The 11,470-nt window shown below is 63.3% G+C and carries 8 protein-coding genes and 1 pseudogene; 4 read left to right on the top strand and 5 right to left on the bottom strand.

Features of this window, described 5'->3' with window-relative positions:
• The 3 genes from AWB67_RS40815 to AWB67_RS18325 all read right to left on the bottom strand — a co-directional run.
• The coding region (locus AWB67_RS40815; RefSeq protein WP_159964866.1) for a hypothetical protein at positions 1-604 on the bottom strand (604 nt) is incomplete at its 3' end.
• A 1,116-nt stretch (positions 605-1,720) separates the two neighbouring features.
• Positions 1,721-3,610 (bottom strand): TRAP transporter large permease, encoded by a 1,890-nt coding sequence (locus tag AWB67_RS18330; protein ID WP_087657674.1) that lies wholly within the window; start codon positions 3,608-3,610, stop codon positions 1,721-1,723.
• Positions 3,607-4,635, bottom strand: a complete 1,029-nt coding sequence (locus tag AWB67_RS18325) for a TRAP transporter substrate-binding protein (RefSeq protein WP_087633771.1) — start codon at positions 4,633-4,635, stop codon at positions 3,607-3,609. Before AWB67_RS18325 ends, AWB67_RS18330 begins: the two co-directional genes overlap by 4 nt.
• Positions 4,636-4,826: 191 nt before the next feature.
• On the opposite strand from AWB67_RS18325, the gene AWB67_RS18320 reads away from it, so the two are divergent.
• The 4 genes from AWB67_RS18320 to AWB67_RS18305 all read left to right on the top strand — a co-directional run bounded on the left by AWB67_RS18320 (position 4,827) and on the right by AWB67_RS18305 (position 8,512).
• Positions 4,827-5,735: a LysR substrate-binding domain-containing protein gene (locus AWB67_RS18320; protein WP_087657673.1), complete on the top strand. Its 909-nt coding sequence runs from the start codon at positions 4,827-4,829 to the stop codon at positions 5,733-5,735.
• Positions 5,736-5,915: 180 nt separating this feature from the next.
• Positions 5,916-7,274 (top strand): NAD(P)H-dependent oxidoreductase, encoded by a 1,359-nt coding sequence (locus tag AWB67_RS18315; protein ID WP_087657672.1) that lies wholly within the window; start codon positions 5,916-5,918, stop codon positions 7,272-7,274.
• 36 nt (positions 7,275-7,310) lie between these two features.
• Complete coding sequence (locus AWB67_RS18310) at positions 7,311-7,622, top strand: putative quinol monooxygenase (protein WP_087657671.1); 312 nt, start codon at positions 7,311-7,313, stop codon at positions 7,620-7,622.
• Positions 7,619-8,512, top strand: a complete 894-nt coding sequence (locus AWB67_RS18305) for an NAD(P)-dependent oxidoreductase (RefSeq protein ID WP_200822253.1) — start codon at positions 7,619-7,621, stop codon at positions 8,510-8,512. Before AWB67_RS18310 ends, AWB67_RS18305 begins: the two co-directional genes overlap by 4 nt.
• Positions 8,513-8,527: 15 nt before the next feature.
• Here AWB67_RS18305 and AWB67_RS18300 read toward each other — a convergent pair whose 3' ends face one another.
• Positions 8,528-9,556 (bottom strand): SGNH/GDSL hydrolase family protein, encoded by a 1,029-nt coding sequence (locus AWB67_RS18300; protein WP_087657670.1) that lies wholly within the window; start codon positions 9,554-9,556, stop codon positions 8,528-8,530.
• 110 nt (positions 9,557-9,666) lie between these two features.
• Positions 9,667-11,454, bottom strand: a pseudogene (metE, locus tag AWB67_RS18295) (5-methyltetrahydropteroyltriglutamate--homocysteine S-methyltransferase); the annotation flags it as partial.
• Between the last annotated feature and the right edge of the window lie 16 nt (positions 11,455-11,470).

The raw sequence follows: 11,470 nt of genomic DNA, 5'->3' as shown, positions 1-11,470 counted from the left end.
TGACCTTCGCCACCGCCGTGGCCTTCACCGCCGCCATGACCTTCACCGCCGCCGTGACCTTCGCCACCGCCGTGGCCTTCACCGCCGCCATGACCTTCACCGCCGCCGTGACCTTCGCCACCGCCGTGGCCCACGCCACCGCCGTGACCTTCGCCACCGCCGTGACCGGGACCATCGCCGTGACCAGGACCGTCACCATGACCGTGACCGGGACCATCGCCATGACCATCGCCGTGACCATGACCATCGCCATGTCCATCGCCGTGACCAGGGCCGTCGCCGTGGCCGTGACCGTCGCCGTGACCGTGGCCATCACCATCGCCGTGACCGTGCCCATCACCATCGCCGTGACCGTGCCCATCACCATCGCCGTGACCGTGCCCATCACCATCACCGTGACCGTGCCCATCACCATCGCCGTGACCGTGCCCATCACCGTCGCCATGACCGTGCCCATGTCCGTGCCCATGTCCGTGCCCATGTCCGTGCCCATGGCCATGACCATGACCGCCGCCACTGTCGCCGCCGTCGCCGCCGTCGCCGCCGCCCGATCCATCGCCGCCTGAATCGCCACCACCGGTCGAACCACCGCCCGTCGATCCACCGCCCGTCGATCCACCACCGGTCGAACCACCACCCGTCGAACCACCACCGGTCGATCCACCTCCCGACGCGCCACCGCCCGTCGATCCATGCCCTGCCGAACCGGCGCCCGACGTACCCGCGCTAACTCCGCCACCAGCAGAGCCGCTGCCATTGCCCGCCGCGCTGCTGACAGCACCACCAGACTTCGCCCCGCCACCACCGATGAAGACGACAGGCGGCGTACCGCTGCTCGTGCTGCCATCGCCCGCATCGGGTCCGTACGCTGCTGCTGAATCGCCGTCGCCGGATGCGGCGAGAAGTTGGCTCGGCGCCCCCCGACGGATGTCGTCCTGTGCGAGCGTGCTCGTGCTCAAAGCAGGCGCGATCTGGACACGCGCACAATCGGCCTGGGTCGGATAGCAAGGAGCGACTACTGCAGCGCTCGGTTGCACGGCGTTGGTCTGTGCGATCGATAACGCCGGGATAACAGTGGCGAGGATCAGGCAGCTTGTCTTGAGGCTGATGTGCAGACCTCTTTTGTATGCGGCACCCATAGATGTCTCCGATGTGAACATGTCGTGATGTCGTCCTCCTTTTCTTGCTCAAAAGGAACACGGCTTGGACGGCAGAATGACCGCCCAAGGCGAACACATCTGTGGCATGCACCACCGAGACCACATGCAAGCGCGCTTTCTCGGGTGCATTGCCCCACAGAAAACGTTTGCTTGTCGAAACACTTGTTTGCCGCAGATAACCTCAAGCGACATTCAAAGTTTGGATACCCAACTACCTTACAGAATGTTATCTACGAGAAATGTGATCGACCGCTTGTTCGTGGTGAAAAAGCAGCGAGTCGTAGTATCGAGAGACGTTCGGATGTCGAGAATCGAGGCCGATTCCTATCCATCGATGCGGGTTTATCCGAGCACCGTCACATGGATAACCATGCGTCCCGCGATGCCTGCGTGCGTTCTGTTCGCAAGCGCACGCGTCGATTCGACAAAGGGAATCAAGCCCGAGGGAGCTAAAGAATTTCGCTTCAAGCCGTTGGTGTTCCAGCGCTTATAAATAATCAAAACCACACCGCCGCAAGCGGCAAGTGTGGTTAGCTCTCAACGCACTTGTACGCGATAGTTCAGAGAAAGCCGATAGAGATCCAGGGAACGAAGGCGATTGCGATCAGCCCGAGAAGCAGCATGCCCAGATAGATCCATATCCGCCTGAGCCCCGCTTCCGGCGATACCTCGCCGATGATGCACGCCGCGTAATAACACAGGCCGAATGGCGGCGCGAAGACCCCGAGTCCCATCGCGAGCACGACGACCATCGCATAGTGCACTTCGTGGATGCCGAGCTGATGCGCAACCGGAAACAGCAGCGGCCCGAACAGAACGATGGCCGGGATGCCCTCGAGCACGCTGCCAAGCACGATGAACGCGACGATCGACACCAGCATGAAGCCAGCGGCACCGCCTGGGACTCTCGTCATCATGCTAGCGAGGTCGTGCGAGAAACCCGACTGTGTCAGCGCCCAGCCCATCGCACTCGCCGCCCCGACGATGAACAGAATCGCGCCGGAGAGAGCCGCCGTCTGCAGCAGCATCGGCATGATCGCTTTCCACTTGAGGCCGCCGCGATAGATCAGGAGGCCGATGACGAGCGAATAGGCGATACCGATCGTCGATACCTCCGTCGCGGTCGCGATGCCTTCGACCACCGCGCTACGAATCAGGAACGGCAGCAACAGCGCCGGCAAGGCGATCACGAACGTGCGACGTACATGCGACCACGGTGCCCTCACCGCTCCCGCACGGCTCTCATCCGTTTCTTCCTCGCGTCCCGCACGCCACCACGCGACGACCCCGAGCACGAAAGCGAGAACGATCGCCGGCAAGATGCCCGCGGTAAAGAGCGCCGCGATCGATATGCCGGTCACCGACGCGATCGCGATCAGCACCAGCGACGGCGGAATCGTCTCGCTCATCGCACCGGACGCGGCAAGCAGCGACACGAGCTCGCCGTCCTTCATTCCGCGCTTGCGCATCTCGGGGAAAAGCACCGGCGCAACAGCCGCCATATCGGCCGTCTTCGATCCAGAGATGCCCGAGATCAACAGCATCGCGCCGAGCAGCACATACGACATGCCGCCCCGAACGTGACCGAGCAGCGACGCGAGAAACGCGACCATCACGCGCGCCACGCCCGTGACATGCACGAGCTGCCCGAGCAGCACGAACATCGGCACGGCGAGCAGGATCAGCGTGCTCATGCCTTCGTCCATGCGTCCGACGACGACGCTAAGCGGCGTCGACGTCGTCGTCAGCAGATAGGCGCTCGTCGCGAGCGAGAACGCGAAGGCGATCGGCACGCCCGCCATCACCGCCGTGCCAAGCAAGCCGACAAAGAACACAAGCAACGCGCCCTGCCCCATATGCGTCAAGGGCGCCTTGGCGAGATAGCAGGCGCCCGCAATCAGCACCATCAGCGCAACCGCACCGACGATATGTCGCCGGTCGTGCCGCGCAAGACGCAGCCCGCAACTGACCAATGCCGCCGCACAGCCGAACGGAATCGCCAGTGCCCTGACCGATCCCGACCAGCCTAGTGCCGGCGTTTCGACGAATGCCTGGTCCTGCACATAGTCGTATGCGGGATGCATCACCAGTGCGAAAAAAGCAGCCGCAGCGGCGACCGCCAGCGTCTCGGCCCAAGCCTGCGCGCGCGGTGTCATGTGCGATACGAAGAACGTCAACCGCATGTGACACGAACGCTGCACCGCGAGCGCGCTGCCCAGCATCGCAAGCCAGAGGAACAGAATGGACGCGAGTTCGTCCGACCAGATCAGCGGCTGATGAAACACCGCGCGCGCCACGATGCCGACGAACAGCAGCGCCACCTCGCCCACGACCGCCGCCGCCGCGAGCACCTCGATCCCGCGACGCAACCAGCGTTCGATGACGCTCTCGCCGTGCGCGTCGCGCACGAACGAGGGTCCCGGCACCTCCAGATTGTGCGCGGCGCTCATGATATTTTCCCCGTCACCGCTTCGAGGGCGCTCCACGCGCTGGCGCCGAACTTGTCGCGCCATTGCGTATAGAAGCCGGACTTCGAGAGCGCTGCGCGGAACGCGTCCCTGTCGGCGGGAACGAACGTCAGTCCCTTGCTGGAGAGCTGCGACTTCAGCGACGTATTCAATCGCGCGACGTCCGCGCGCTGCTCGACACTCGCCCGGTCGAATTCGCGTCTCACGATCGTCTTGAGATCGTCGGGCAGCGCGTTGAATGCGCGCGGGTTGCCAAGCAGCCAGAACGGGTCCCAGATGTGATTGGTCTCGGCGACATATTTCTGCACTTCATACAGCTTGCCCGCCTCGATCGTGACGAGGCCGTTTTCCTGACCGTCCACGAGATGCGTCTGCAACGCGGTGTATAGCTCGTTGAAGTTGATCGACGTAGGGTTCGCCCCTAGCGTCTGAAAGAGCGAAGTGAACATCGGCGAGACCGGCACGCGGATGCGGTAGCCGCGCAAGTCGTCGGGCGTCTTGATCGGTTTCGTGGCGGAGGTGATCTGCCGGAAGCCGTTGTCCGCCGCCTTCGACACCGACACGTACCCGCTCTTGTCGATCTGCGCGCGGATGATCTTGCCGAGATCGCCATCGACGCCCCGCCAGACCTGATCGTAGTCCGAGAACGCAAAGCCGAGATTGGTAATGGCCGCGAGCGGGATCACGGTCGACATCACCGAGCCCGAGATGTTGAGGAACTCGACGGCACCCGAGCGCGTCTGCGACAGCAGGTCCGTGTCCGAGCCGAGTTGCGATGCGGGGAAGAAGCGGATCTCGAGCCTGCCGCTGCTCGCTTCGCGAATGCGGTCGATGGCTTCTTTAAGTCGCGCATTGATCGGCTGATTAAGGGATTGCCCTGTAGCGAGCTTGTAGGTGAACTCGGCGGCGCGTGCAGGCCGGGTCCATATCGTTACCAGCGGAAGGGCGGCCGCAGCCTTCAACACCGCGCGTCGCGAGATGCGGCGCGGCGAGTTCGACGTGCTCATGATGCTGTCTCCTGTTATATGAACTTACCGTGGCGCGCCACTTTGTCTGTATGGCGTCGGGGCACGTTGCGGCGCTTGTTCGACTCTTGTCGAGGCGCTGCCGGTCCTGCGTGTGCAAAATATAAGAGGCTTGTTGGTGAAGGACAATTCAATTATTTTGCGCAAAGGTGTAGCCAATCTAAAGGGTGATCATGTATCTGCCATTGCGGGCCATCAGTGTTTTTCATGCTGCGGCGAGTTCGGGGAGCATCTCCCGCGCAGCCGCGGAATTGAACGTCACGCCATCGGCCGTCAGCCAGCAAATCCAGTCGCTGGAAACTCACTTGGGCACGGCGTTGATGACGAAGGTCGGTCGCGGCGTGGCATTGACCGAAGCAGGCGAGCGCTACTTCGCGATGATTTCAGAGGAGATCGATCGCATCGCGGATGCGACTCAGCGTATACGCGGGTTGCGCTCCGTCACGCTCCTGACGGTACGCGCGACTCCAACGCTCTCCACCAAGTTTCTCTTGCCGCGTCTGCGCTCGTTCCTCGACGGCCATCCCGATCTGGAGGTGCGCCTGAACGGCACCAATGAAATGACCGACTTCGCGCAGGAAGCAGTCGATATCGAGATCCGTCACGGCACCGGGCAATGGCCGGGCGTGTATGTTGAAGCGCTCACCGAGGAATCGTTCCTGCCGGTATGCTCGCCCGCGTACTGCGCGCCGTCGAGTCTCGATGCCGCCGATCTTCAGCGGCATCGACTCATCTACTCGATCAAGTCGCAGGTCCAATGGCCACACTGGTTCTCGGTGGCGCGCGCAGCGCCGCTCGATCCAGGGCAGCGCGTACTGTTCGATCGCAGCCATATGGCGATCGATGCCGCCGTCGACGGCATGGGCATCGCGCTCGAAAGCACGCTCATGATGTGGCGCGAGCTGCGCGACGGCACGTTGATCTGCCCGGTGCGCGAGCCCCCGGCGATCCGCCTGACGACGCAGTGGATCGTCTGCCCGTTCGAGCATCTGCACAAGAAGAAAGTGATCCTGTTCCTCGATTGGCTGCGCGCCGAGCGTGCCGCCTGGCAATCCGCGTCCCAACTTCCCGCCGCCCGCTGATGTTGAAGCCTGGCTAACAAATCGCCTCGGAAATGTTAATTGTTCTGGCAGAAGCCCCTGACTACACTTGCTCGCAAGTAAGGCGCACCGCTGTCATGCCTTCGATCACGCCACCCCGGCCAATCACCGCGCGCCGCGTTCGCGGCCACGATCCATAGTCTCGACCACAAAGGATTGCACATGAATCTCTCCAGTCTGCTCCAGGCACGCAACGCATCCGGACGTCCCGTTCGCATCGGCCTGATCGGCGCCGGCAAGTTCGGCTCGATGGTGCTGTCGCAGGCCCGCCATATCGAAGGGCTGCATGTAGTAGGCGTCGCCGATCTAGACGTCGGCAAGGCGCGCGCATCGCTTGCGCGAGTCGGCTGGCCGGCCGAGCAATACGGCGCACGTACCCTCTCCGATGCCGTCAAGACCGGCGCCACCTGCGTCCTCGACGATGCCGCCGCGCTCGCCGCCTGCGATGAAATCGAATGCATCATCGAAGCGACGGGTCATCCGATCGCCGGCGTGCGTCACGCGTTGGCCGCGATCGAAGGCAACAAGCATGTAGTCATGGTCAACGTCGAGGCCGACGCGATGTGTGGCCCGCTGCTCGCCGCGCGCGCTCGCGAGCGCGGCCTCGTCTACAGCATGGCATACGGCGACCAGCCCGCGATCATCTGCGAACTCGTGGACTGGGTGCGCTCGTGCGGATTCGAGCTGACCTCGGCCGGCAAAGGCATGAACTTCGAACCGCGCTATCGCTATTCGACGCCGGACACAGTGTGGAGCTTCTTCGGATGGACCGATGAGGAAGTGGCCAAGGGCGACTTCAACCCGAAGATGTACAACTCCTTCACCGACGGCACCAAGGCCGCGATCGAGATGGCGGCGGTCGCGAACGGCACGGGCCTCGATTGCCCGGACAACGGCCTCGCGTTTCCTCCCGCGGGCCTGCACGATCTGGCGCGCGTCTTCCGGCCAGAGGAAGATGGCGGACGCTTGTCGCGCAGCGGCCTCGTTGACATCGCTGCCAGCCAGGAACCGGACGGCCGCGAAGTGCTCAACAACATTCGCTACGGCGTGTTCGTCACGTTCAAGGCGCCGAACGAATACGCGCGCGCCTGCTTCAAGCAATACGGCCTGCTCGTCGATCCGACCGGCTGGTACGGCTCGATGTGGCGCCCGTTCCACATGATCGGCCTCGAAACCAGCGTGAGCGTGCTGTCGGCCGTACTTCGCGGCGAGGCGACGGGGTCGTCGAAGGAATTCCGGGGCGACGCCGTGGCGACCGCCAAGCGCGACCTCAAGCCGGGCGAGATGCTCGACGGCGAAGGCGGCTACGCGGTCTGGGCCAATGCGATCCCGGCATCCAAGAGCCTTGCCATCGGCGGCCTGCCGATCGGGCTCGCGCACAACGTCAGGTTGAAGCGTCCGGTCGCGAAGGACACCATCGTGCGCTTCGAGGATGTCGAACTGGAACGCGATCTCGATGTCGTCGCGCTGCGTCGCGAGATGGAGCAAAGTGCGCTCGGCAAGCCTGCGAAGGCAGCATGAGGCGCGCACATCATGGCATCGAATGGAGAGTCCAGCATGGATAGCGGAACCGAAGCGTTCGTGGTCGTCGCGGAGTTCGAAGTAAAGGCCGACTGCGTGCGCGACTTCCTCGCGCTCGCACGCGACGACGCACGGCACTCGCTCGCCGACGAGCCCGGCTGCCGGCAGTTCGACATCGTCCAGCTCGACGAGACGCCGGCGCGCGTCATGTTCTACGAGGTCTACGACGATCGCGCAGCGTTCGATGCGCACTTGCAGACGCCGCACCTCGATCGCTTTCGTGCCGGCTTTCCGGCGCTGATCGTCGCGGAGCGCCCCGTGCGCTTCGGCCGCCGCGAGCCTGCATGATGCGCGCGAGTCTTGCAGTGGGCTTTATCGGCACGGGCATCATGGGCTTGCCGATGGCCCGGCGCATCGCCGGCGCCGGCTACCGGGTCGCGGCGTGGAACCGCACCCGGGACAAGGCGGCGCCACTTGCCGGCGCAGGAGTCGAGGTAGTCGGTCATGCAAGCGAAGCCGCGCGCGATGCGGATGTCGTGATCTGCATGCTGAGCTCCGGCCCCGCATGCGACGATATCCTGCTCGGTGATGACGGCATCATCGCCCGTATGCGTGCAGGAAGCGTACTGATCGTGATGAGCTCGATTCCCGTCGATACCGCGCAGCGCCATGCGAAGGCGGCGACGGCGCGTGACATCGGCTATCTCGACGCGCCCGTTTCCGGCGGCGAGAAAGGCGCGCAGGACGGCACGCTCGCGATCATGGCAGGCGGTGAGGCGCCGGTCTTCGAAGGCGTGCGCGCGGTGCTGCAGACGATGGGCCGTCCGACTCGCATCGGTCCCGCCGGTACGGGCCAGCTCGCGAAGCTCGTCAACCAGATGATGGTCGCGAGCACGATCGCCACCGTCGCCGAAGCGATGCTGCTCGCGGAGCGCGGCGGCGCCGATCCCGCGCAGGTCCGCGCGGCGCTGCTCGGCGGATTCGCCGACTCGACGATCCTGCGCCAGCACGCGGCACGCATGATCGCGCGGGACTTCGAGCCGGGCGGCCCGGCCAAGTATCAGATCAAGGACACGAAAACCGCGCTCGGTTTCGCGCAAAGCGTGGGGCTGGAATTGCCGGTACTGGGGCTCGTCGATGGCCTCTTCACCGACATGGTCGAACACGGCGACGGCGAGCTGGATCACAGCGCGTTGATTCGCGAACTGCGCAGGCGCAATGGCTTGCCGGTTTCGTGAGCTTGTCCGCGACGCTCAGTGCCCCAGCCCGCTACTCGCGATCTGCTGCTCCACATACTGCGCAAACAACGCATGCAGATGCGTCGTCGGATGAAGCTCGTCCGCGAACATGTATGTCTGGTCCGCGTTGCTGGTCACGTAGGTCACGGGCGAACACAGCAATGCCGTTTGATTGGGCGTCTTTTTGGGATCGCAGGCGACGGCGGTATTCGACACCGCAAACCCATTGGCCTGAAAATTCGCGATGATCTGGTTCAGCCACGTGAAGGCATCGACGCGAATGACCTTGGACTGGACGCCGTTCGTCTGCAAGGCGGAGTTCAGAGTGTCGTTGAAGAGTTGCGACAACTGCGTGAGATTAGCCCCGCCATCGGACGAAGCAAGGCCCTCCGGCGACAAACCGACGTTCGGAAGATTCACCACCACGACGTGCGTAGCGCCGCTCTGTACGATCTGCCCGACGATCTGCGCGAGGGTCGTGGCGGCCGTCTGCACGGTTGGCGCTGCGGCGGGGAGTTGGCCTGCGCGAAGCACGTCATTGGCGCCGGCCCAGATAAGCACCAGTTGATTCGAGTTGAAGCTGCCGTGCGAGGCCAGATAGCTCGACAGTTGCTGGGTGACCGGCATTTCGATGTTGCCGATCACGGCGGTCAGGAAATCCGATTGATCTGCAGGCGTTGCGACTGTAGCCCCGCCTTCCGCATAGCCGAAGCCGCTCTGCGCACTGAGCTTATGCGTGAAGTCGATCGTGTAGGCGGCCGTCAGCGTGTCGCCGTAGTATTGCGCGACATTCTGACTCCACACTTGTCCGGGATTGGTCGTGAAGCGCCCTCCGCCGATTGGGCTCGCTATCGGCGCATAGGTACCGACGTCCGAGAGACTGTCGCCGAACGATACGACTTGCAGTTGAACGCCGCCTGCGGGCGGAGTCGTAGGCGTGCCGCCGCCGTCGCTCGAGTCGTCACCGTGGCCGCCGCAAGCTGAAAGTATCGCTATCGCGAAGGCAAAAATTGCAGCGCGTACCCAGTCGTTTTTTCCTCGCATTGCTGCTCTCCTTGACCGGCCGGGGAGCAGCGGCCGGGGTTGCGGCCGTCTAGTGCGTCGCTCGCCGATAAGGAGCACCTACAAGCAAGAAACATGCGCCGTCGATATCTTTAACCTTCCCGACGGAGAGCATGCGCCGCAGCGACCATATTCCTCAACGCCGGAATTACCTCTTCCCATGCGCGCGTCTTTAGCCCGCAGTCGGGATTCACCCACAGACGCTCCCGCGGAATGCGCTCCGCCGCCTTCCTCATCAAGCTGACTATGTGCTCTTGCGTCGGGATATTGGGTGAATGGATGTCGTACACGCCGGGGCCGATCTGGTTCGGATACTCGAAGTCATCGAATGCATCGAGCAGTTCCATTTCCGAACGCGATGTTTCGATAGTGATGACGTCCGCGTCCATATCCGCAATCGACGCGATGATGTCGTTGAACTCCGAGTAGCACATATGCGTATGGATCTGCGTTTCGTCCTGCACGCCATTGGCGGCGATGCGAAACGATTCCACCGCCCATTGCAGATACTCGTCCCACAGCGACTTGCGTAGCGGCAGGCCCTCCCGAAGCGCCGCTTCGTCAATCTGGATGACCTTCACGCCCGCCCGTTCGAGGTCGAGCACCTCTTCCCGGATCGCGAGCGCCAGTTGACGGCACGACACCGGGCGGGGCTGATCGTCGCGCACGAACGACCAGTTCAGGATCGTCACGGGACCGGTCAGCATGCCTTTCATCGGCTTCGTCGTGAGCGATTGTGCATAGCGGGTCCACTCGACCGTCATCGCCTTCGGACGGCTGATGTCGCCGAACAGAATCGGCGGCTTCACACAGCGCGAGCCGTAAGATTGCACCCAGCCGAACTGACTGAACGCGTAGCCGTCGAGTTGTTCGCCGAAGTATTCGACCATGTCGTTGCGTTCCGCTTCACCGTGCACCAGGACGTCGAGCCCCAGCGCCTCCTGTTCCTGCACCGCGCGGGCGATCTCACGTTGCATCGCCGACTCGTAGCCTGCCCGGCCGAGCTCGCCGCTTTTGTACTGACTGCGCGCGCGACGGATTTCCGGAGTCTGCGGAAAAGAGCCGATCGTAGTGGTCGGATAAGCGGGCAGCTTCAGGATGACGGCCTGCTTGCGCTCACGCTGCGGGTAGGCGGATGCACGCTCGGCCGTTTTTGCATCGATACGAGCGATGGCCGCCTTGACCGATGGGTTGTGCACGCGCGGCGAAACGCGGCGGCTTTCGATCGCCGCGGCATTGTCGGCGAGCGCGTCAGCGACAGATGCGCGTCCCTCGTTGAGCGCGCCGGCAAGCACAGTCAGCTCATCGATTTTTTGCAGCGCAAATGCAAGCCATGAGCGGATATCAGCATCAAGCCTGTCTTCACTGTCCAGATCGACGGGCGTATGCAGCAACGAACACGAAGGCGCGATCCACAGACGATCGCCTCGCGAGCGATGCAAAGGCTCCAGCCATCCGAGCGCCGCGCCCAGATCGGTCTTCCAGATGTTGCGCCCGTCGATGACACCGACGGACAGTACGGACGTCTCGGGCAGCCGCGACTCGATCACGTCGATCTCATCGCGCGCATTGATCGCATCGACGTGCAGGCCGTCGACGGGCAGCCTGCACGCGAGGTCGAGGTTGTCCTTCAACTGGCCAAAGTACGTCGTGAGCAGCAGTTTGACCCTGCGGGTTTCAAGCGCCGCGTAGGCGTCGACGAATGCCTTTTGCCATGCAGGATCGAGCTCGGTGACGAGCGCCGGTTCATCGATCTGCACCCAGTCGACGCCTTGTGCCGCGAACGCGTCGAGCAACGCGCCATATGCGGGGAGCAAAAGCGGGAGCAGCGCGAGCCGGTTTGAATCGTCCTTCACCTTGCCGAGCCACAAGTACGTCAAACGCCGATGAGAAAGT

Source organism: Caballeronia terrestris (assembly GCF_001544515.1).
GTDB lineage: Bacteria > Pseudomonadota > Gammaproteobacteria > Burkholderiales > Burkholderiaceae > Caballeronia > Caballeronia terrestris.
The sequence above is the reverse complement of the archived record's forward strand: the minus strand, read 5'-3'. Positions and strand labels throughout refer to the sequence as shown.

Coding starts and splice junctions, on each gene's coding strand:
- AWB67_RS18310 (WP_087657671.1), top strand. CDS start 7,311: ATGGATAGCGGAACCGAAGCGTTCGTGGTCGTCGCGGAGTTCGAAGTA.
- AWB67_RS18300 (WP_087657670.1), bottom strand. CDS start 9,556: ATGCGAGGAAAAAACGACTGGGTACGCGCTGCAATTTTTGCCTTCGCG.
- AWB67_RS18315 (WP_087657672.1), top strand. CDS start 5,916: ATGAATCTCTCCAGTCTGCTCCAGGCACGCAACGCATCCGGACGTCCC.
- AWB67_RS18330 (WP_087657674.1), bottom strand. CDS start 3,610: ATGAGCGCCGCGCACAATCTGGAGGTGCCGGGACCCTCGTTCGTGCGC.
- AWB67_RS18325 (WP_087633771.1), bottom strand. CDS start 4,635: ATGAGCACGTCGAACTCGCCGCGCCGCATCTCGCGACGCGCGGTGTTG.
- AWB67_RS18320 (WP_087657673.1), top strand. CDS start 4,827: ATGTATCTGCCATTGCGGGCCATCAGTGTTTTTCATGCTGCGGCGAGT.
- AWB67_RS18305 (WP_200822253.1), top strand. CDS start 7,619: ATGATGCGCGCGAGTCTTGCAGTGGGCTTTATCGGCACGGGCATCATG.